Source organism: bacterium (assembly GCA_035308905.1).
Lineage (GTDB): Bacteria > Sysuimicrobiota > Sysuimicrobiia > Sysuimicrobiales > Segetimicrobiaceae > DASSJF01.
Window position 1 is genome coordinate 31,742 of sequence record DATGFS010000023.1, and the last position, 21,984, is coordinate 53,725.

Genomic DNA, 21,984 nt, shown 5'->3' on the forward strand with positions numbered 1-21,984 from the left:
TCAGGCGCTGGGTGGGCGGGTAGGCGCTGTGTCCAGGGCGCGGCGGCCGCGGTACCAGTTCGTAATCGGCAGCCGCCGGTCGCGTCCGAACGCCTTCGGCGTGATCTTGATCCCGGGGGGCGCCTGGCGCCGCTTGTACTCGCTCACGTCGACCATCCGGATCACGCGGGCGACGGTCGCCGGATCGAAGCCGTGCGCGATGATCTCCTCCGCGGAGCGGTCGTCCTCGACGTACAGCCGGAGGATCGGATCGAGGACCTCGTACGGCGGCAGCGTGTCCTGATCGGTCTGCTGCTCGCGCAGTTCCGCGGTGGGGGCGCGGCCGATGACGCCCGCGGGGATGAGGTCCCGGCCCGCGCGCTCGTTGAGCCGGCGCGCCAGCCGGTAGACCAGCGTCTTCGGCACGTCCTTGATGACCGCGAAGCCGCCCGCCATGTCCCCGTACAGGGTCGCGTAGCCGACGCTCATCTCGCTCTTGTTGCCGGTCGTCAGCACGAGCCAGTTAAACTTGTTGGACAATCCCATGAGCAGCGTGCCGCGGATCCGCGCCTGGATGTTTTCCTCCGCCTCGTTGCGCGGCTTGCCGGCAAAGGCCGGCGCGAGCGCGGCCTCGTAGGCCCCGGCCATCGGCTCGATCGGCAGGTCGATGGTCCGGATGCCGAGCGCGCCGGCCAGCGCCGCCGCGTACCGGCGGCTCTCCTCCGACGTGAACCGCGACGGCATCGTGACGCCGGTGACGGCGTCGGGGCCGAGCGCGTCCGCGGCGATCGCGGCGACGAGCGACGAATCCACGCCGCCGCTCAGGCCCACCACGACGTGGCGAAACCGGTTCTTGCGGACGTAGTCGCGGGTGCCGAGGACGAGGGCACGGTAGACCTCCTCGACTTCGCCGGGCGGGTCCGTCTCCTCGGCCCGCGGCAGGGCCGGGCGCCCGGCCTCGGGCGGATCGGTGGAGAGCGTGTAGACCGGCGCCCGCACGCCTTCGCCGGTCAGCGCGTCCAAGGTCCGAATCGGATTGTAGCGCCGCAGGGTCCGGATCGCCTCGACGTCCAGGTCGGCGACGATGAGCGCCTCGTCGAACGCCGGCCCGCGCGCCACCACCCCGCCGGCCGCATCGACGACGAAGCCGAGTCCGTCGAAGACGAGCTCGTCCTGGCCGCCGACCATGTTGTTGTAGGCGATCGCGATCGCGTAGTCGCGGGCCCGCGTCCGCAGCATCTCCTCGCGGAGCCGCCACTTGCCCATCGAGTAGGGCGAGCCGTTGACGTTCACCGCGACGAGCGCGCCGGCGAGCGCCTGGGCGAGCAGCGGGCCGCCGGGCGCCCAGACGTCCTCGCACACCGTCACGCCGACCGGTACGCCGCGCACGACGAACACCGGCGCGTCCGTGCCCGGCTGAAAGTAGCGCTTCTCGTCGAAGACCCCGTAGTTCGGGAGGCGCATCTTGCGGTACATGCCGGCGATCCGTCCGCCGGCGAGGACCGCGGCGGCGTTGTAGAGATGCTCGCCGGAGTCGACGCAGCCCACGACCGCGACGGTGCGGCTCGTGTGCCGCGCGATCTCGTGGAGGCAGGCGAGATTTTCCTCGATGAAGTCCGCCTTGACCAGCAGGTCCTCGGGCGGGTAGCCGGGGACGGCGAGCTCGGGGAACGACACCACGTCCGCGCCGAGGGCCTGCGCCTCGTCGAGGCGCTCGATGATCTTGCGCGTGTTGCCCTCGAAGTCCCCGACCGTGGGGTTGATCTGAGCCATCGCGATCCGAAACCGCGGCGTCATCACGTTCATTATAACATGGCCCTACCGGCCGCCTTCCGCCGCGAGACGCACCCCCGCGCCGACCAGCACGGCGCCCGTGATCCGGTCGAGCGAGCGCGACACCGCGGGGCGCTGCAGCAGACGGCCGACCGACCGGGTCGCGACGATCAGGAGCCCGAGCCAGATTACGCTCAGCGCGACGTGGATCACGACGAGCAGCGCGATCCAGGGGGCGACGGCCACGTCCGCCGGCACGAACTGCGGCAGGAACGTGATGAAGAAGACGCCGACCTTCGGATTGGTCACGTTGGAGAGCAGGCCCCGCCAGAACCAGGCCGCGTCGGTGCCGTCGGTGACCTGCGGTGCGTCGCCGTCCGCCGGGGTTCGGCGCGGCCGGAGGAAGAAGATACTGCATCCGAGCCAGACGAGCCAAGCGGCACCGATCGCACGCAGGACCGCGTAGGCGGTATGCGAGGCCGCGAGCACCACGCTGATGCCGAGCGCCGCGGCGAGACCCCACCACAAGAGGCCGAAGCAGATGCCGGCCGAGGTGTAGGCGCCGCGCCGCGGACCTTCGACCGCGGCGGTCCGCAGCACGAGCGCGGTGTCGGGTCCCGGCGTCACGATCAAGACGCACCCCGCGGCGATGAAGGCGAGCAGCGCAACGGCCGGCGACATACGGATCGTCCTCCTCGGCGTCAGCCTTCGACGGTGGCGTTTTCCACAATCGCCCGCCCGACCCGCTGAATCGCGAGCCGTCCCGCGGCCGGCGCGGTCAGGTCGTTTGTGTAGACGGCGGCGATCACGGGACCCGACGGGAGGAACAGGATCCCGCTGTCGTTCTGGACGCCGGGCAGCTCCCCGGTTTTGTGCGCGGCGGCCGTATCGGCCGGCAGCCAGGCGGGCAGCTTGTCGTGCAGCTGCTGGGCGCGGAGGATCTCGAGGACGGCCTCGGTCGAGGCGGCGGAGAGGAGCCTCCCGCCGAGGAGCCGGACGAACAGATCGGCGGTCTCGCGCGGGGTGGAGAAGTTGTCGCGGCCGCGCGCGCGGGCGTCGAAGTCGAACATCCGGCGGCCGAGGATCGTGCCCGGCCATCCGGCCCGCCGGCAGTAGTCGTTGATGCGGTCCAGCCCCAGGAGATCGATGACCAGATTCGTCGCCCGGTTGTCGCTGACGATGATCATCAGCACCGCCACGTCGCGCAGCGTGTATTCGGGGCGCGACAGATGCTGAATGACGCCGCTGCCCGCCGCCGCGTCGTCCCGGTTTACGGGCACGACGTCCTCCCAGCGGCGCTCGCCCGCGTCCACCGACGCGGCCAGGGCGATCAGGATCGGGACCTTGATCACGCTGGCGGTGACGAAGCGCTCGTCGGCGCGGTGGGACGCCCAGACGCCGCCGGCCGCGTCGCAGATGTGACAGCCGAGCCGTCCCGGCAACTCGTTCGCGGTCTGCCGGACGGCCTGCGTGAGCGCGGATTTCATCGGCGGCCTCCCGGTACTCAGAGTCTCGGGTCCAGCGCATCGCGCAGCCCGTCGCCGAGCAGGTTGAAACCGAGCACGGCGAGTGAGATCGCGAGCCCGGGGAACACCGCGACGTGGGGCGCCGAGACCATGAACTGCCGCGCCTCGTTCAGCATGGTGCCCCAGTCCGGCGCCGGCGGCGGCGTCCCCGCGCCGAGAAAGGACAGCCCCGCGTCGATGACGATCGCGCTCGCGAAGCCGAGCGTCGCTTGCACGAGCACCGGCGCGATGCAGTTCGGCAGCACGTGGCGGCGGAGGATGGCGAGGTCCGTCTGCCCCAGCGCGCGGGCGGCTTCCACGTACTCCTCCTGCCGGCGGACCAGCACGGCGCCCCGGGTGACGCGCGCAAACACCGGCACGTAGACGACGCCGATCGCGATGATGCCGCTTTCGGTCCCCAACCCGAGCGCCGCCACCAGGCCGATCGCCAGCAGCAGTCCCGGGAATGCGAGGATCGCGTCCATGCCGCGCATCACGAGCGCGTCGAACGCCCCGCCGGCGTATCCGGCGGCCGCGCCGAGCGGCACGCCGGCCGCGGTCGCGAGCAGCATCGAGGCCAACCCGACCGTGATCGAGAGCCGCGCGCCGTAGACGACCCGCGACCAGACGTCCCGTCCGAACTCGTCCGTGCCGAACCAGTGCTGCGGCGTGGGCGGCTGGAGCGACTGCGACATCTGCATCGCGAGGGGATCCTGCGTCCGCCACAAAGGCGCCCCGGCCGCGGCCAGCAGCATTGCGGCGACCACGACCCCGCCGGTCATGCCGAGCCGGTGGCGCAGGAACCGGGACCGCCGCCGCTTCATCCGAAGCGGATCCTCGGATTCATGACGGCGTAGGCGAGATCGACGAGCAGCTGGACCACCGCGGCCAGCACCGCCACGATCAGAATCCCGCCCTGCAGCACCGGATAGTCGCGGCTCTGGACCGCCTGGACGATCAGCTGGCCCACACCGGGCCAGGCGAAGATCTGCTCCGTGATGACGGCGCCGCCGAGCAGCACGCTGACCTGGACGCCGAGCACCGTCAGCGTCGGCAGCAGCGCGTTGCGGAGGATGTGCCGGGCGATGACGCGCGCGAACCTGAGGCCCTTGGCCCTCGCGGTGCGCACGTACTCGCGGCCCAATTCCTCCAGGACGTCGGACCGGACCATCCGGGTCAGGGCGCCGGCGAGTCCGAGGCCCAGGGTCACCGCCGGGAGCACCATGTGCCGCAGCGCGTCCGCGGGATCGCGGGCGACCGGCACGTAGCCGATCGCGGGAAAGAGCCGCCAGTGCAGCGAGAACAGCAAGATCAGCATCACGCCGAGCCAGAACGACGGAATTGAGACGCCGCCGAGCGCGATGCCCATGGCACCCAGGTCGACCGCCGAGTTGCGCCGCACCGCGGCGAGCACGCCGGCCGGCAGCGCGATGGACAGTCCCACGATCATCGCGGCCGCGGTCAGCTGGAGGGTCACCGGCAGCTTCTGGCCCAGGATCGCCGCGACGGGTTGATGCGTGCGCACCGATTCGCCGAGGTTCCCCCGCAGGGCCCCGCCGACCCACAGCGCGTACTGCGCGAGCAGCGGGCGGTCGAGGCCCATCGCGTGCCGCAGGCTCTGCTGCGTCTCCTGATCCACTTCCGTCCCGAGGATGGCGACGACCGGATCGCCCGGGATCAGATGCACAAACGAGAACACGATCACGGACATCAAGGCGAGCACCAGGACCAGCGCGAGCAGGCGGCCCTGCAGGTAGCGGATCACCGGCCGGCAGCAGGAAGGGGAGCCGGCGCGCGGCTCCCCTCCGGCGCCCCGTTCGGCGTTACTTCGCCAGCCATGCCTCCTGGAGGCCGCCTCCGGCGTAGGACAGCGCGCCGATCAGCTGCGGCGAGTAGCCCTGAACGTTCGACCGCCAGCCGGCGGCGGAGTGGCCGCTTCCGAAGATCAGCATCGACGCCGAATCCTGTAAAATCTCCACGACCCGCGTGTACGTCGTCTTGGCCTTCGCGATGTCGGCCTCGGTCCGGCCCTCGTCCAGCAGCCGGTCGAGCTCGGGATCGTTCAGGTAGCCGCTGAGCTGCCAGACCCCGCCGTTCGAGTGGGTGTAGCGGTAGTAGGCGTCGTCCGGATCGACCTTCGCGAAGAACCCCGTGAGATCGATATCGAAATTCCCGGTGTTGATGCGGTTGGCCCACGACGGCACGTCGTAGAGTTGGATGGCGACGTCGACGCCGATCCGGCGCACCTGCGCCTGGATCACCTGTGCGACCTCCGGAAACCCGTAGCCGTTGGCGATCGATATCGTGATCTTGAAGCCGTTCGGCATGCCGGCCTCGGCCAGCAGCGACTTGGCGCGCGCGACGTCGAACGGGCGGTCCTTCACCGGCAGATACCACGGCGAGGTGGGCGAGAAGTTCTGGTTGTCGGTCACGCCCCAGCCGCGGTACTGCGCGTCCACCATCTCGCGCTTGTTCACCGCGTAGGCGACCGCCTGGCGGACCTTCACGTTGTCGAACGGCTTACGGCGGGTGTTGAGCACGATGACGCCCTGGCCGGCGCCGCCACGCACGAGGCGGATCACGTAATCGCGGGAGGGCTGGGCGAACAACCCCTGCAGGCGCGCCTGCGGCACGGAGTCCACAATCGAGACGTCGCCCGTCTGAAGCGCCGTGAGCCGCACTGTCTCGTCGGGAATCGGCTTCAGCGTCACCTCGTCGAGATACGGCTTGCCGGACTCCCAGTAGCCGTCGAAGCGCCGCATGGTCAGATGGTCGTTCGTCACCCAGTCGCCGAACTGGAACGGCCCGGTGCCGATCGGCTTCGTGACGTTGTTGCTCGCGTTGACGGCCTCCCGCGGTATGATGGCCTGGTACGTCGTCGCGAGCTTGTTCGGGAAGAAGCCGAACGGCGCTTTCAGCCGGAAGACGACGGTGTTGGGGTCGGGCGTGTCGATCGCCGCGATGGCGCTCAAGTCGCCGCGGCCGCGCGCGCCGGTCTTGGGGTCGAGGATGCGCTCGACGCTGAACCGCACGTCGCGCGACGTCAGCGTCCGGCCGTTGTGGAACCGGACCCCGCGCCGCAGCGCAAACGTCCACGACAACCCGTCCGGGGAGACCTTCCACGATGTCGCCAGCTGCGGACGCAGCTCGAGGTTGGGGCCGAGCTCGGTCAGCGCCTGGTACATCGGCGAGAGGCTGACGTACGAGATCGTGAGCGCGGTCCGGTGCGGGTCGAGGTGAGGAATTTCCGCCTGGACGCCGACGGTCACGCGTCCCCCGCGGACCGGCGCGGCCGCGGCGGGTGCCGCGCCCAGCCACGGAGCGGTCGCCAGCCCCGCGCCGATCGCGGCCGTCCCGCGGACGAACCCCCTCCTCGTCAGTCTGCGGTGCGTCATTCGATCATCCCCCTCTCGTGCGAGTGACTCGGAACGATGGGCCGTACCACCGGAATAGACGCGAACACGCCGAAGACGGTTCAGACCCCCAGGTGTTCGGTCCCGCGCACCGATGCCCTGTCGGGCGGCAAAGATGACGAGGCCCGGGATGCTGTCCCGGGCCTCGCGACCGGCGTCGTGCGCCGGCCTGCTTACACGTCGTAGTATAGGAAGAACTCGTACGGGACCGGACGGATATTGACCTCGTGCACCTCTTTGGTGCGCTTGTAGTCGAGCCACGTGTCGATCAGGTCGCGCGTGAAGACGTCGCCCTCCATCAGGAACTCGTGGTCGTTCTCCAGCGCGTCGAGCGCCGCGGACAGCGAGCCCGGGACGCTCTTGATCTTCGCGGCCTCGTCCGGCGGCAGGTCGTACGTGTTCTTGTCGAGCGGGCCGAAGCCGGCCTTCACCGGATCGATCTTGCGTTTGACGCCGTCGAGCCCCGCCATGAGCATCGCCGAGAACGCAAGGTACGGGTTGCACGTCGCGTCGGGGCAGCGGAACTCGATCCGCTTCGCCGACGCGCCCGCCGGGCCGGTGTGGTACATCGGGATCCGGATCGCCGCGCTGCGGTTGCGCTTGCTGAACGCGATGTTGACCGGCGCCTCGTAATGCGGGACCAGGCGGCGGTACGAGTTCGTGGTGCAGGCGCACAGCCCGAGCAGCGCGTCGACGTGCGTCAGCAGGCCGCCGATGTAGTGGAGCGCCTCCTGGCTGAGCTCGGCGTAACCGCCTTCGCTGTAGAAGAGATTCGCCCCGCCTTTCCAGATGCTCTGGTGGCAGTGCATGCCGGTTCCGTTATCGCCGAACAGCGGCTTCGGCATGAACGTCGCCGTCATGCCGTGGCGGCGCGCCACGTTCTTGACGATGTACTTGTAGGCCAGCAGGCTGTCGGCCATCCGGGTCAGGGTGTTGTACTTCATGTCGATCTCGCCCTGGGAGCTCGCGACCTCGTGGTGCTGCATCTCGACCTCGATCCCCCACTTCTCCATCTCGAGCGACATCTCGCTGCGGAGGTCCAGCTGCGTGTCGGCGGGCGGGACGGGGAAGTAGCCCTCCTTCGTGCGGATGCGGTGCGCCAGGCCGGGCTGGCCGGAGTTCCAAATGCCTTCCGGGCCGTCGATGCTGTACCCCATGCGATACGGCTGGATGTCGTACTGGACGTTGCCGAAGACGAAGAACTCGGCCTCCGGCCCCCAGTAGCTGACCTCGCCGACGCCGGAGGCCTTGAGGTGCTCCTCGGCCTTCTGTGCGACATAGCGGGGATCGCGGCTGTACGGCTTGCCGGTGATCGGGTCGAAGATGTTGCAGATCACCGACAGCGTCGGGATCTCCGTGAAGGGGTCGGGGCGGGCGGTCGCGGCATCGGGCATGAGCAACATGTCGCTCTCTTCGATCGCCTGAAAGCCGCGGATGCTGCTGCCGTCGAATCCGATGCCGCGCTTGAACGTCTTCTCGTCCACCTGGCTCGCGGGGATCGTCGCGTGCTGCCAGGTGCCTGGCACGTCGACGAACTTGAAGTCGACCATCTTGACCCCGCGGTCCTTGATGTACGCGACGACGTCCTGCACCGTCATCTCCTTGCCCGCCATTGCGTCACCTCCGTGTCCCGCCCGGGACTGTGCGGTGCCGGTAAAAACGAAGACGCCCTCTGAGGGGTATCCCCAGAGGGCGTCTCGGCCCGCGGTACCTCTTAGTACCGTCCCTTATATACCACGGGGTCCCGGCCCCGTCAACCGCAAATTCCCGTTGATTTCAGGCCTCCCGCGACTACATTCCCTTGACCAGGCCGATCATATGCCCCTCGGGGTCCGCGAACATCGCGATGCTTGGGCCGTTCGGTATGTCCATCGGGTCCGAGATCTTGCGGCCGCCGAGGCTCTCGACTTTCTTCAGCGCCGCGTTGAGGTCGTCGACGGCGATGTAGAACGTGACGTGTCCCGGGCTGCCGCCCATGGCCGCGCCGATTCCCCCGTTGATCCCGGTCGAGCCGCCCGGCTTCACCATCGCGTACTCCGGCATCATCGACTCGATCGCCCAACCGAACGCGTTCTTGTAAAAGTTCTGCAGCGCCTTCGCATCCTTGCCCACCACTTCGAAGTGCACGACCGGGTTTGGCATACCCGCTACCTCTCTTCCGTCTGCTCTATCCGATCAGTCTCGGCTTGCCGAGCAGCGCGCGCAGCGTCGCAATCTTGCCGATGTGATTGTTCACGAGAGGGCTCCGTCGGGCGTCCTCATTTGATGATGCCGATCCGGTTGCCCTCCGGGTCGGTGAACACGGCGAAGGTCACCATGTCCGGAATGTGCGTCGGCGGGACCGCCGTGCTGCCGCCCATCTCGGCGACTCTCCTCAGGACGGCGTCGAGGTTCGGGACGCGTACGTAGAACGTGACGCCCGGAATTCCCTGCGCCGGCCCGATCCCGCCGTTGATGCCGTTGCCGCCGGCCGTGACCAGTCCGTACCCCATCGGATTGTCCGCGTTGATCTTCCACCCGAACAGCTCCGCGTAGAAGCCGTGGAGCGCCTTTGGGTCGCGCGCGTTGATCTCCCAGTGCACGACGGGATGGCCGGCACCCCGGCGCGCCGACGCCCTCCGCGCGCCGCCGCGGGGGCGCGCGCCTGTCCCTCGCTTCGCGGTCTTCCTTGCGGGTCGCGATCGACGTTGCGCCATGTTCATCACTCTCCTTGGCGGGCGATTTGGGAGCATCTCTTGATCGGGGAGGTACCGTGTCCAGCATCGCGGGTGTATGTCACGGTTCTGTTATCTTAGCCCGCCCATGGGTCCGGGCCGGGATCGCCGCCGGCCGCCGCGGCGGCGAGGCGCGACAAGTAGTGATCCCATACTTCGGCGTGCCCTTCGCGGGCGGTCTCGGGCAGCATCGCGTGGGCGATCCGCAGCACGGTGCCGCTTCCGTCGGGCGCCAGATCGAACTGGACGATCGTGGATCCCGGCGGCATCGCCGGGCTGTCGATCCATCCCCATGTGCAGACCACGCGGCGGTGGGGCAGCACTTCGACGTACTCGCCGCTCACGATGTGGCCGGGGTTGATGACGGTCCGATGCGCGCCCCCGAGCCGCGGGTCGCTTTCGGCGTGGGTTCCGGCCCAGCGGATCCGCTTGGCCGCGTCGGTGAGGAACTCGAACACGGTGTCCGGCGCCGCGGCGATCCGCACTTCCCGCCGGACGACTTCCGGACCGTGCGGCGTCGCGGCGGGCATGGGCATGGCGGACGGTTCAGCGCCTGCGGCGGGTGGTGCGGCGTCCGGAGGCGCGCGCGCGCGCCGGCGCCCGGCGCTTGGGCGCGGCCTTCCGCGCCGCCGATGCGGGGCGCTTCGCCGCCCGCTTCCGAGACGGTTTCGCCGTCTTCGGACGCCGGGAGGCTCGCGCGGGACGTTTCGCCGGGGGCGGGGCCGGCGGCGTGCCGCCCACCGGTACGAGCTCGAATCGCGTCGTCGGCGCCGGCACCCCGGCCCCCTTGACCGTGCCAGGCAGAATCCGGAAGACCGGGCACAGCACGGCGTCGATCCGGCCGCCGCCGGGGGCGAACAGCGCCGGGATCTGGAGCGTGCGCAGTCCGACAAGGGTCATCGGTCCCGTCGGCGGCGCCGACAGCCAGCGCCGCACCATGTCGTAGGCCGGCGTGCCGGGGACCGCCACGGCGGTGATCCGCAGGCGGCCCGGGGCGTCTCCGAAGGCGAACAGGAACGGACGGCCCTCGACGAACTGGCTGCGCCCGCCGTAGAAGCGTCCCGTCATATACACGTACGCGGTGTCCTGCGCGGGCGCGTGCCGGAACGTGAGCGCGGCGCCGGCGATCGCGAGCCGCGTCGGCGACTGGAAGTCCGAGAACGGCATCGGGTGGACCGTCTCGACCCGGGTCCACTCCTCGCCGCCCGGCGCGTCGAGCGCGATCGGCGGGAATACGAGGCCGCGCTCCGTCGCCACGCTGCGCACCGGATGGATCTCGATGAGGTGCGGGAGCTCCGGATGGTCGGCCGACGCGTGGTCGGGCAGCAGCCGGAGAAATCCGCTGACCGTAACGCGCTGCTGGGTCGTGATGATCTCGTCGAGCAGCTGCGCGTAGGTGCTGTGGGCCGTCCCGCCGGCGTCGAGCGCGCCCGGCCGGATGGCGTTCTGGATCACCGCCGCGACGATGCCCTCGCGCTCGGCCGGTGAGGGGGCCAGCCCGAACGCCATGCCGAGCCCGTAGGCGCCCTCGGCCGTCCGGTTGGTGACGTAGCCCTCGACCGTGACCTCCGCGCCCGGACCGAGGCGCAGGTAGCCCATCGGCTCCAGGCCGGAGGCCATGATGTCCGTCTCCGCCGAGCCCCCGGGGACGATCCGGATCCCGGACAGCACGCGCAGCAGGTCCGCGGGCGTGCGGATGACGATGCGGGTGGCGGACTGCGACGGCACCGTTCGCCGGAGCTCGTCCGACACGAGGATCGCGCGGGCGATCTCGCGCATCGGCGTCCGGGTGTTGCGGCTCTGGCGCTGAATGCGCAGAAAGGCCTCCTGCTCGTCGACGCCCTCGCGCGACATCAGGATCCCCTTGGCGCGTTCGACGAGCTTGCGGGTCTCGAGCGTGTCCTTGAGGTTGCCGACTTCCTGCTGCAGCGTGCGCAGCTCGGCGAACCGGGCCATCGCGATCTCGATCGCCGGCACGAGCTCGGCCTCGCGCACCGGCTTGACGAGGTACGCCAGCACGCCGGCCTCCTGCGCCCGCTGCACCAGATCCCGCTCGCTCCACGCCGTCAGCAGGATGATCGGCTTCGGCGCCCGCGACATGATCGTGGCCGCCGCGGAGATGCCGTCGAGTCCCGGCATCTTAATGTCCATGAAGATCAGGTCGGGCGACGTCTTGTGCGCCAGGGCGACGGCTTCTTCGCCGTCCGGCGCCTCCCCGACGACCTTGTACCCGTGCTCCTCCAGCATGGCTTTGAGGCCCATGCGGATGACGGGCTCGTCGTCGGCGATCAGGATCTTCAGCGCGTCCGGCATCAGGCCGCCGCCGGACGGGGCATCGTGATGACGACGCGCGCGCCGCCGGCGTTCGTAAACCAGATGCGGCCCTTCAGGTCGTCCTGGACGAGGGTGCGCACGATTTCGAGCCCGAGGTCGCTCGACCGCTCCAGCGCGAACCCGTCGGGCAGCCCGACCCCGTCGTCGCGAACCTCGACGCGCAGCGCTTCCGGCCCGAGCATCAGCACGATGACGACCTGGCCCTGCGCGCGGCCGGGGAACGCGTGCTCCATCGCGTTTTGCAGGAGCTCGTTCACGACCAGCGCCAGCGACGTGGCCTGCTGGGTCGGCAGATGCACGTCGTCGCCGCTCACGCGCGCGTCGAGCGCGAAGCCGGGCGGCGCCATCGTCTGCGTCACCGTGTGCACGACGCGGTCGAGCATCTCGCGGACGCTCACCGTGCCGAGGCCCTCCGCGGCCAGGATCTCGTGCACCGCGGCGATGCTGAGGATGCGGTTGATCGTCTCGGTAAGGACCTCGCGGCCGGACACCTCGCGGCCGTCCCGCATCTGCAGGCGCAGCAGCATCGCGATCATCTGGAGGTTGTTCTTGACGCGGTGATGCATCTCGCGGACCATCGCCGACTTGACCACGAGGCCCGCGTTCTCGATCGCGAGCGCGGTCTGGTTGGCCAGCGTCTGCAGCATCGTCGTCTCGGGCGGCGTGAACGCGTGCGGCCGGCCGAGATAGACGGTCACGACCCCGAGCGTCCGATCGCGCACGCGCAGGGGGACGGCGAGCGCCGAGCGCGCCGGCCCGCGGCCGAGCATCTCCTCGGCGAGAAAGCGCGGATCCGCCCCGGCGTCCTCGCTGCTCACCGCCTCGCCCGAGGCGGCGGCGTGCCCGGGCAGGCCCGCCCCGAGCCGGAGCGCCATCCGCGGCCGCGCGGCGGCGTTGGGATCCGCCGGGTGGGCGGCGGCGAGCACCAGCTCGTCCGCGTCCGTCAGCATGAGCGTGCAGAGCGACGCGTCGAACACGCGCGAGGCCATCTCGACGAGGAGGCGGAAGATCTGCTCCAGGTAGAGCGGCGACGTGAGCGTCTCGCTGACCTCCGCGAGCGTGCGCAGCTCGAGGATCTGCCGGCGCATGCTGTCGTAGAGCCGGGCCTTTTCGAGGGCGCCGCCGGCGAGGTCGGCGATGATGCTCAGCAGCTCCACCTCGTCGTCGGCCCAGGCGTGCACCCCGGTGGTCTGGACGTTGACCGCGCCGAGGACGCGGCCCGCCACCGTCAACGGCACCGCGAGCAGCGACTGGAACAGCGTTTCGTGGGTTTCCGGCAGGTACTTGAACCGCGGATCCGCGGTCGCGTTGCTCGACGCGACCGCCTCGCCGTGCTCGGCGGCCCAGCCCGTCAGGCCCTCGCCGAAACGGAGGCGCGCGCGGCCGACGGCTTCGGCGGCGAGCCCCGTCGTCGCCTTGAGGACGAGGTATTCGCGCGAGGCGTCGAGCAGGTAGATCGAGCAGCTGTCGACGCGCATCACTTCCGCCGTCGTGCGGGTAATGAGCGTGAGCGTCGTGTCGAGATCGAGCGCGGCGCCGATCGCGCGGCTGATCTTCCGCAGCGCCGACAGCTCCTCGGCCTTGCGCGCGAGGGCGTCGGCGGGCGTCCGGTCCACGCGCTGCGCGGTCATCCCGGCTCCGCAACGCCCCGCGCCGCCGCGGCCATGTCTTCGGGGCTGACCGAGCTGCGGCGGTTCATCGCCACCGCCCACGCCATCAGCGCGAGGGTCAGGGCGACCACGAGCGCGCGCACCCCCCAGCCGATCGGCAGGATCGCGACCGGCGCGATGAGGATGCTCACGAGGTTCATGACCTTGATGAGCGGGTTGAGGGCCGGGCCGGCGGTATCTTTCAGCGGATCGCCGACCGTGTCCCCGATGACGCCGGCTTTGTGGTACTCCGTGCCCTTGCCGCCGAGGAAGCCGTCCTCGATCTTCTTCTTCGCGTTGTCCCACGCGCCGCCGGTGTTGGCCATGAAGACGGCCATGAGCTGGCCGGTGAGGATCGCGCCGGCGAGGAACGCCCCGAGCGGCGCCGCGCCGAGCCCGATCCCGACCATGACCGGGGCGGAGATCGCGACGACCGCGGGGGCCAGCAGCTCCCGCTGCGCCGCGCGCGTGACGATGTCGACGCAGCGCTGGTAGTCCGGCCGGGCGGTGCCCTGCATGATGCCCGGGATCGTCCGGAACTGCCGGCGGACCTCTTCCACGACGTCGAACGCGGACCGGCCGACGGCGCGGATCAGGAACGCGGAGACGAGCATCGGGACGGCACCGCCGATCAGCATGCCGATGAAGACGAGCGGCAGGTTGACCTGGATGCCCACGCGCTCGAGGGCGGTCGTGGCCGCCTCCCCCGCCTGCGACAGCGTCGTGCCGAACGACGCGGCCGCGGGCAGCAGATGCGCCTGGTCCACGAACGACCGGAACAGCGCCGTCGCGGCGATCACCGCGGTCGCGATCGCGAAGCCCTTCGTGAGGGCCTTCGTCGTGTTGCCGGCCTGGTCGAGGTGCGCGATGATGCGGCCGGGCTCCTCGCCGCCCACGCCGGACATCTCGAAGATGCCGTTCGCGTTGTCGACGATCGGCCCGAACGTGTCCATCGCCAGGATGTACCCGGTGACGGTGAGGAGGCCGAGCCCGGACAGCGCGATGCCGTAGCCGGCGAGGGCGACGTCGCCCTGAAAGATCGTGAACGAGGCGAGGATCGTCGCCGCGATCGCAAGGATCGCCCACACGGAGGACTCGAGGCCGAAGCCGAGCCCCGAGAGGATGAGCGTCGCCGGCCCGGTCTTCGTGGCGTACGCCATCTCGCCGACCGGCCGGTGGTTGGCGCTCGTGTATTGGTCGGTGAGCCACCTGATGACGCCCGCGAGCACGAGGCCGGTGAGCGTCGCGAACGTGAACCGCCAGTCCGGCGCGCCCGTGCGCGGGTCCGTGAGGTACAGGGCGTTGACCGCGGCGAAGCCGGCGACCGCGGCCGCGCTGGCGACCCAGAAGCCGCGGGCGATCGGGCGCATCGGGTCGCGTTCCTCCTCGCGCGCCCGCACGGCCCAGGTGCCGATGATCGACGCGAAGACGCCGATCGCCTGGACCAGCAGCGGAAAGAGGATCAGCTTGAGCGCGAAGCCGCCCGCGGCGGCGCCGTACGTCGCGCGGAAGCGCGCGTCGAGCAGCGTGCCGGCGGCAAGGATGATCGCGGCGACGAGCGTGACCTCGTACGATTCGAAGACGTCGGCCGCCATCCCGGCGCAGTCGCCGACGTTGTCGCCCACGTTGTCCGCGATCGTCGCGGGGTTGCGGGGGTCGTCTTCCGGAATGCCGGCCTCGACCTTGCCGACGAGGTCGGCGCCGACGTCGGCCGCCTTCGTGTAGATCCCGCCGCCGATCCGCATGAACGACGCGACGAGCGACCCGCCGAATCCGAATCCGATGAGCACGCGCGTGGCGTCGCCGCGGAAGATGACGAAGATGATCGTGGCACCGAGGAGGCCGAGTCCGACGGTGAACATGCCGGAGACGGTGCCGGCCTGGAACGCCGTCTCGAGCGCCTCGCGGAAGCCGCGTGTCGCGGCATAGGCGGTCCGCACGTTGCCGCGGACGGCGAGCTGCATGCCGACGGAGCCCGCGCCGTAGCTCGCGAGGCAGCCCATCAGGAAGGCGAGGGCGATGCCGACCGACAGGGCGGGATTCGTGTAGATCGGCCGGTACAGGACGTAGAGGGCGATCGTGATCAGGACGATGAACAGCGCCATCGTCCGGAACTGCCGGGTGAGATAGGCGCGGGCGCCCTCCTGAATCGCCGCGGCGACGTTCTGCATCGACGCCGGTCCGGCGCTGCGGCGGAGGACCCGTGCGCTGAGCCACCATCCATAAAGGAGGGCGGCGGCCGCGGCGGCAAGGACCAGCCACAGCAGCAGCGACTCCAAGCCGCCGAAGGACGGCAGGGTGATGGCGGATTCGCTCATTCAGGCCTCCCGGACGTGGGCGTGCGCGGCGTCATTCATAATAGCAGGTTGCATCGCGGCCCATCAAGCAATTTTCGACAAAAATCGTCGAAAATACGCGATTTTGCGCGGTTCCTCGATATAGAAGCGCGGTTTTGAGGCCAGACGAGGTTCGCTTATGGCTTGGGAGGGTCGCTCGGCGTGAAGCGGACCTGCGCGCGCCCGTCGAGGCCGTGCGCTTTGAAAAACCCCTGGTTCACTTCGAGCGCGTAGCGATACGACTTGGTCGGCGCCCAGAGGTCGCCGGGCGGCGGGTCGGCGGGGTTCGGCGCCACGCGCATGTCGAAGAGGCCGACGACCTGCCAGCGATTGTCGAGGAACGCGATCGAGAGCGGGATCAGCGTGTTCTTCATCCAGAACGGCTCGCGGGTGAGGTCCGCGAAGACGAACAGCATGCCGGCATCCGGGTCGAGCGCGCGCCGGCACATCAGGCCGACCTCGCGTGCCTGCTCGGTGTCCGCGATCTCGACGCGGACGTCGACCGTGCTGCCGTGCTCGCTGAAGGCGACGACGCCGTGCCGGTACCGGAACGCGGGCACCGCGCAGTCGTCCGCCCCGGCCGGCGCCGGCGGGATCAGGCCCGCGGCCGCGAGCGCGGCGGCGGCGATCGCGGTCAGGACGCGCCGCAGTCTCATGCTGCCAACAACGCCCCCGCGACGGCGAAAGTTCCGGCGGGCCGGCCCGGAAAGTCGCGCGGGGGCGGTCACGGCGCCGCCCGGCGGCCCACGGACGGGAGCCAGTTGAGGATGGCGCCGACGGCCTGGTTGTCGACCGCGTCCTCGATGTCGAGGTGCGAGTACTGCGGGAAAATCGCGATGCGGATGCGGCTGCGCGGCGTGGCCGTATGGTCCAGGTAGAAGCTCGCCAGTTTCGGCGACCGGATGAGGCCGCGTCCCGCGCCGAGCAGCAGGATCGGCAGGTCCACGTACTGCATCTGCGTCAGGCTCACGTACTGCCGGGCGAATTCGCCGCTCGTGTCGAGGTTCAGGGACAACCCCAGATCGAGCACGAGCCGCCACGGCATGTACCACGCCGTGAAATCCCCGTCCGGCCGGAGGATCGCCCCCTCGAGCGCGCGCAGATCGACGAGGCCGCGCGGGGTGCTACGGTCGTACGGAATCCATTGGATGAGCGTCTGCCCGGGGACGGGACGGCCGGTCGACAGCTTGAGCAGGCCGTTCGGCGAAATGCCGGCGGGATCGGGCATCCGGTCGAAGCTGCCGAGAGGGCTGCCGATCGACGCCCGGATGAACATGTCGGGCTCCATCTGGTCCGAGAGCACGGCGCCGAGCAGCGCCTCGTTCGTGATGGGCAGTCCGTTGCGCGGGTAGCCCGGCAGCCGGCTCGACGCGTCCGGCCTGAGGTACGCGTACACCGCGACCGTGTCGAAGAGGATGCTGTCCTGCGTGCGCGCGATGCTCGACGTATCGGTGAAGGGGCTGACGCGTTTGCTCGGGTCCGCGGCCAGCAGGGCGTTGATCCCCGGAACCTTTCCGATGAGCGGGATCGAGAGGCCCTCGAGGTACTGCGAGGGCTGGAGCGAGACCGGCAGGTGAAGCGGGATGCCGTCGATCAGGACGAGGCCGTCGACATCGCGCGCGCCCGCCTCGGGCGATCGCTCGATCTTGCCGGCGACGTTCTCGATCGGCTCCGCGCCGGGCAGGCGTCCGAAATCGTACCCCGCGTACAGCGCCGCGAACATCGCGCCGAGGGAGTGACCGCCGAGCAGCACCCGGGCGTAGGGGAAGCGCTTCCGTACCTGGTTGACCACGACGCGGACGTCGCGGAGATTGAGATCGAGACCCCAGTAGGCCGCGGACGGCACCGTCTTCGGATCGAGCGCTTTGAACGTCTGCCCGTCGATCGCGAGGCCCCCGTAGTAATAGCCGAGGGCGAAGTCGGGGTTGCGGTTGGCGAGGGCGGCCGTGATTCCGCGGCGGTCCTGGAGGATGCCGGCCCGCGGCTCCGCGATCCACACTTCCATCGTGGGGCGGCGGCTGATGAGAGCCCGGGCGAGCAGGTCGAGCGTGTTGGGTCCGGAGTTGAGGCCCGGGATCAGCACGAGCACGGTATCGGGGCGGCCGTTCAGGTTGGCGGTCAGGTCGGCCGCGTAGCGGTAGGCGTCCACGCGATTGAGCGCCGGCGGCGTGTGCGGCTCCTCCGCGCCCTGAAAAGACAGCCGCTCGCGCTGGACGCTGTCGGGGGTGACCGACTCGGCGTGCACGTGGATCGCCGGTCCGGCCGCGAGGGCAAGGGTGAGAGCGCCGAACAGGGCGGCGCCGGCCGCGGAGAGTCGTGCGAGAACGCCTGCTCGGCGCGCGTGGCTCATCCGGTCACTCTAACGTTAGAAGCAGGGCAGGAAATGCCCTGCTCGGCCATCGAACCATGAGAGCCCCATGATGCGTTATGACGTCGTCGTCGTGGGTGCCGGTCCGGGCGGCGCGGAAGCGGCCCGGGCCGCCGCGGGACAGGGCCTTCGTACACTCCTGCTCGAGGAACACCGCAGCGTCGGTCTCCCGACGCATTGCACCGGCAAGCTCTCCCTGCACGCGTTCCGGGAATTCGACCTGCCGCCCGCCCTCGCCGTCAATGCGCTGAGCGCGGCCGTCTTTCACTCGCCGGGCGGGGTCGTCGTGCACGTCCGGCGGACCTCCGCCGATTCCTACGTCGTGGATCGCGTCAGGTTCGATCGGTGGCTCGTCGAGCGCGCGGCCTGCGCCGGCGCGGAGGTCGTGACCGGCGTGCGCGTCACGCACGCGGCCCGCCGGGGCGATCTGCTGCGCGTCCGGGGCGATTACGCCGGCCGGGCCGGGACGTTCGAGGCCGAGGCCCGGACAGTGATCGACGCCGAGGGCGCGTCTCCCCGGCTGCCGGCCTCGCTCGGTCTGCGCCTCGCGCGCACGTACGCCAACGGCCTCCAATACGAGATGCGGGGCATCGGGGGTCTCGAGGCGGACACCCCGGAGATGTTTTTCGGCCGCGACACGGCACCGGGGTTCTTCGCGTGGCTGCTGCCGCTCGACCGGCAGACCGCGCGCATCGGGCTGGCCGTCGATCCGCGCGAGACGCCGCACGCGCCCGTGCGGTACCTCGAGCGCCTGCTGGCCGCGCACCCGGCGCTGCGCCGCCGGGCGGCGGGCGCCGTGGTCGTGCGCAAGGTCGGCGGACGCATCCCGATGCTCACGGCCGGCGCGCCCACCGCGCGGGACGGCGTGCTCGTTGTCGGCGACGCCGCCGGCCAGGTGAAGGCGACGTCCGGCGGCGGCATCTACTACGCCATGACCGCGGGACGTCTTGCCGGCACCACCGCGGCGCGGTACGCCGCGGGCGACCGCCGGGCCGCGCAGGCGTACGAGCGCGGCTGGCGCCGCGCGTTCGGGCGCGAGGTCGCGTTCACCGCGCTCGGGCGCCGTGTGATCAACCGGCTCGCCGACCGCGAGCTCGACCTGGTGATGCGGTTCATCCACGCGAGTCCGGCGGTGCGGGCCAGCGTCGAGGCCGCGGGCGACACGCAGTATCAGTCCCGGCTCTTTCTGCCGCTGCTGCGCACGCTCGCCGCCGCGGCGCTGCGGCGGCCGGCGCTGCTGCCGGTCGTCGGGCTGGCGCTCGTGCAGGGCATGCTCGCGCAGATGTGAGCGCGCTCCGACGGAGGAGAAGGTTCCCGGCGCGTGAAACCATCTGACATGCCGGTGATTGCCGACCTGCACCTCCACTCGAAATTCAGCCGCGCCACCAGCCGGGACATGGATGTCGAAAACCTCGCCAGGTGGTGCGGCTTCAAAGGCATCACCGTTGTCGGCACCGGCGATTTCACCCATCCGGTCTGGCTGCGGGAGCTCAAGTCCAAGCTGAAGCCGAACGGCCAAGGGCTCTTCACGTACGGCGGGCAGCACTTCATGCTGACCGTCGAGGTCAGCAACATCTACCCGCAGGGCGGCCGGCTGCGCAAGATCCACATCGTCGTCCTCGCGCCGAGCTTCGAGGTCGTGGACCGCATCAACGCCGTGCTCGCGCGGTTCGGCAGCCTGATGGCGGACGGCCGGCCGACCTTGTCGCTGCCGAGCCACAAACTGGTCGAGTACGTGATGGAGATCTCCCCGGACTGCATGATCATCCCGGCGCACGTTTGGACGCCGTGGTTTTCCCTCTACGGCAGCAACTCGGGGTTCGACGCGCTATCGGAATGCTTCGGCGATCAGGCCCGCCACATTCGGGCCGTCGAGACCGGATTGAGCAGCGACCCGCCGATGAACTGGCGGCTCAGCCAGCTCGACGGGGTCATGTTGGTCAGCAACTCGGACGCGCATTCGCCGGCCAAGCTGGGCCGCGAGGCGAACGTCCTCGACTGCGCGCTCGATTACGCGGACATGCTGCGGGTCCTGCGCGGCGAAGACCGCGCGCGCTTCCTCTACACGATCGAGTTCTTTCCGGAGGAGGGCAAGTATCACTTCGACGGCCACCGCGCCTGCGGGCAGCGGCTGTCGCCGTCGGAGACGCGCACGGCGGGCGGGCGGTGTCCCGGCTGCGGCCGGCCGGTTACGGTCGGCGTCATGTCGCGCGTCGACGCGCTCGCGGACCGGCCCGAGGGCGGGGGCGGGGACGGCCGCGTGCGGTACCGCAACCTGATCCCGCTCGAGGAGATTATCGCCGCGGCGTTCGGCTCGCAGCCCGGCACGGGCGCAGTGCGGGAGGAGTACTTCAAGATCGTGCAGGCGCTCGGCGGCGAGTTCCACGTGCTGCTCGACGTTCCGCTCGAGGAGTTGGCGCGGCTGACGCGGCCGCGCGTGGTCGAGGGCGTGCGTCGGGTGCGCGACGGGCAGGTGTCGATCCGTCCCGGCTACGACGGCGTCTTCGGCGAGATTCACGTATTCGGAGGAGCGGCGGACGAAGAACGCCGTGCCGCGGCAGCGGCGCAGCCGGCCCAGACCAGCCTCTTCTGAATCCGCCGAGCTCAGTGGGGCTGCCACTGGGCCCGAGGCGCGAGCCGGGACGCGACGCCTCCCGATACGGTCCTCGAAGCGCCCGGCCGTGGTGCTGCACCCCGGGCGCGACGCGCGGCTGCGTGCCGGCCACCTGTGGGTCTACCGCGCCGAGATCGCGCGTCTTGTCGGCGAGGCGGAGGACGGCGAGACGGTCACGGTGCTGGACGCCGCCGGCCGTCACCTCGGCACCGGTTTTCTCAACACCCGCTCGCTCATCACGGTCCGTCTGCTCACCACCTCGGACCGCGACCTGGACGAGGCCTTTTTTCGCGAACGCCTCGAGCGCGCGGCCGCGTTTCGCCGCGGCGTCGTCGCCGACACCACCGCGTACCGTCTCGTCTTCGGCGAGAGCGATCTGCTGCCCGGCCTGATCGTCGACCGGTACGCCGGCACGCTCGTCGTGCAGACGCTGACCGCCGGCATGGACCGCCGCCGGGAGATGCTCGCGCGGCTGCTCCTGGAGCTGACCGGGGCCGGCTCCGTCTACGCCCGCAACGACCCCGCGGTCCGCCGGCTCGAAGGGCTGCCCCGCGAAACGGGGTGGGTGATTCCGCCGCGGGGCGGAGAGACCGGGGAAGCGCCGGCCGGTGACGGCCCGATCGAGGTGGCGATCGACGAATCGGGCGCGTCGTTCGTGGTGGACGTGGCCGGCGGACAAAAAACGGGCTTCTTTCTCGACCAGCGCGAGAACCGCGTGTACGCAGCCGGCCTCGTCCGCGGCGAGGTGCTCGACGTCTTCGCCTATACCGGCGCGTGGGCGGTGCACGCCGCCCGCCGGGGCGCGGAGGTGACCGCGGTCGAGATCTCGGAGCGGGCCGCCGCCGCGATCGCCCGGCACGCCGCGCTGAACGGCGTGGGAGACCGGTGCCGGGTGGTCACGGCGAACGCCTTCGACGAGCTGCGCCGCCTGGACCGCGCCCGGGCCCGGTTCGACGCCGTCATCCTGGATCCGCCGGCGTTTGTGAAGACGCGCGCCGCGCTCGAGGGCGGTCTCGCCGGGTACAAGGAGATCAACCTTAGGGCCCTCAAGGTGCTGCGCCCGGGAGGATGGCTGGTGACCTGCTCGTGCTCATACCACGTTGCCGAGGCCATGCTGGAGGCCGTGGTCCTCGACGCCGCCCGCGACGCCGGCCGCTGGGTGCGCCTCGCCGAGCGGCGGTCCCAGGCGCGCGACCATCCGGTCTCGCTCGGGGTGCCCGAGACGCGCTACCTGAAATGCCTGATTTTAGAGGTGGAGTAGGAAGCCGTTGCAGGGCAGGGCGGGAAAACCTATAATAA

General features: G+C 70.4%; 18 protein-coding genes. 3 read left to right on the top strand and 15 right to left on the bottom strand.

Annotation, left to right across the window (positions count from 1 at the left end):
- The 15 genes from VKT83_06480 to VKT83_06550 all read right to left on the bottom strand — a co-directional run bounded on the left by VKT83_06480 (position 1) and on the right by VKT83_06550 (position 18,053).
- Positions 1-1,776 carry an NAD+ synthase gene (locus VKT83_06480; GenBank protein HLY22099.1) on the bottom strand — a complete coding sequence of 592 codons (1,776 nt, stop codon included), beginning with the start codon at positions 1,774-1,776 and terminating at the stop codon, positions 1-3.
- Positions 1,777-1,797: 21 nt separating this feature from the next.
- On the bottom strand, positions 1,798-2,433 hold the full coding sequence (locus VKT83_06485) for a LysE family translocator (GenBank protein ID HLY22100.1): 636 nt from the start codon (positions 2,431-2,433) through the stop codon (positions 1,798-1,800).
- A 20-nt stretch (positions 2,434-2,453) separates the two neighbouring features.
- Positions 2,454-3,239, bottom strand: a complete 786-nt coding sequence (locus tag VKT83_06490; protein ID HLY22101.1) for a serine hydrolase — start codon at positions 3,237-3,239, stop codon at positions 2,454-2,456.
- A gap of 17 nt (positions 3,240-3,256) precedes the next feature.
- A complete protein-coding gene (locus VKT83_06495) occupies positions 3,257-4,081 on the bottom strand; it encodes an ABC transporter permease (protein ID HLY22102.1) in 825 nt (274 codons plus the stop codon).
- Positions 4,078-5,022, bottom strand: a complete 945-nt coding sequence (locus VKT83_06500; protein ID HLY22103.1) for an ABC transporter permease — start codon at positions 5,020-5,022, stop codon at positions 4,078-4,080. Before VKT83_06500 ends, VKT83_06495 begins: the two co-directional genes overlap by 4 nt.
- A 58-nt stretch (positions 5,023-5,080) precedes the next feature.
- On the bottom strand, positions 5,081-6,652 hold the full coding sequence (locus tag VKT83_06505; protein ID HLY22104.1) for an ABC transporter substrate-binding protein: 1,572 nt from the start codon (positions 6,650-6,652) through the stop codon (positions 5,081-5,083).
- 191 nt (positions 6,653-6,843) lie between these two features.
- Positions 6,844-8,283, bottom strand: coding sequence for a type I glutamate--ammonia ligase (gene glnA, locus VKT83_06510; GenBank protein HLY22105.1), 1,440 nt, complete (start codon positions 8,281-8,283; stop codon positions 6,844-6,846).
- Positions 8,284-8,461: 178 nt separating this feature from the next.
- Positions 8,462-8,812, bottom strand: a complete 351-nt coding sequence (locus tag VKT83_06515; GenBank protein HLY22106.1) for a VOC family protein — start codon at positions 8,810-8,812, stop codon at positions 8,462-8,464.
- Positions 8,813-8,928: 116 nt separating this feature from the next.
- Positions 8,929-9,252 carry a VOC family protein gene (locus VKT83_06520; protein ID HLY22107.1) on the bottom strand — a complete coding sequence of 108 codons (324 nt, stop codon included), beginning with the start codon at positions 9,250-9,252 and terminating at the stop codon, positions 8,929-8,931.
- A 209-nt stretch (positions 9,253-9,461) separates the two neighbouring features.
- Complete coding sequence (locus VKT83_06525) at positions 9,462-9,920, bottom strand: SRPBCC domain-containing protein (protein HLY22108.1); 459 nt, start codon at positions 9,918-9,920, stop codon at positions 9,462-9,464.
- Positions 9,921-9,930: 10 nt separating this feature from the next.
- Entirely contained in the window at positions 9,931-11,697 is a 1,767-nt protein-coding gene (locus tag VKT83_06530; GenBank protein ID HLY22109.1) for a response regulator, read from the bottom strand.
- Positions 11,697-13,349 carry a GAF domain-containing protein gene (locus VKT83_06535; GenBank protein HLY22110.1) on the bottom strand — a complete coding sequence of 551 codons (1,653 nt, stop codon included), beginning with the start codon at positions 13,347-13,349 and terminating at the stop codon, positions 11,697-11,699. Before VKT83_06535 ends, VKT83_06530 begins: the two co-directional genes overlap by 1 nt.
- The gene (locus VKT83_06540; protein HLY22111.1) at positions 13,346-15,685 is read right to left on the bottom strand and encodes a sodium-translocating pyrophosphatase; all 2,340 of its coding nucleotides are present in this window, start codon (positions 15,683-15,685) and stop codon (positions 13,346-13,348) included. Before VKT83_06540 ends, VKT83_06535 begins: the two co-directional genes overlap by 4 nt.
- Positions 15,686-15,840: 155 nt before the next feature.
- On the bottom strand, positions 15,841-16,359 hold the full coding sequence (locus VKT83_06545; GenBank protein HLY22112.1) for a DUF192 domain-containing protein: 519 nt from the start codon (positions 16,357-16,359) through the stop codon (positions 15,841-15,843).
- 68 nt (positions 16,360-16,427) lie between these two features.
- Positions 16,428-18,053 (bottom strand): hypothetical protein, encoded by a 1,626-nt coding sequence (locus tag VKT83_06550; GenBank protein HLY22113.1) that lies wholly within the window; start codon positions 18,051-18,053, stop codon positions 16,428-16,430.
- A 67-nt stretch (positions 18,054-18,120) separates the two neighbouring features.
- Between VKT83_06550 and VKT83_06555 the strand changes: the two genes are divergently transcribed.
- From VKT83_06555 to VKT83_06565, 3 genes are all read left to right on the top strand, one after another.
- Positions 18,121-19,359 (top strand): NAD(P)/FAD-dependent oxidoreductase, encoded by a 1,239-nt coding sequence (locus VKT83_06555; GenBank protein HLY22114.1) that lies wholly within the window; start codon positions 18,121-18,123, stop codon positions 19,357-19,359.
- 33 nt (positions 19,360-19,392) lie between these two features.
- Positions 19,393-20,664, top strand: a complete 1,272-nt coding sequence (locus tag VKT83_06560; protein HLY22115.1) for an endonuclease Q family protein — start codon at positions 19,393-19,395, stop codon at positions 20,662-20,664.
- Between the two features lie 88 nt (positions 20,665-20,752).
- Positions 20,753-21,946 (top strand): class I SAM-dependent rRNA methyltransferase, encoded by a 1,194-nt coding sequence (locus VKT83_06565; protein HLY22116.1) that lies wholly within the window; start codon positions 20,753-20,755, stop codon positions 21,944-21,946.
- Positions 21,947-21,984 lie beyond the last annotated feature (38 nt).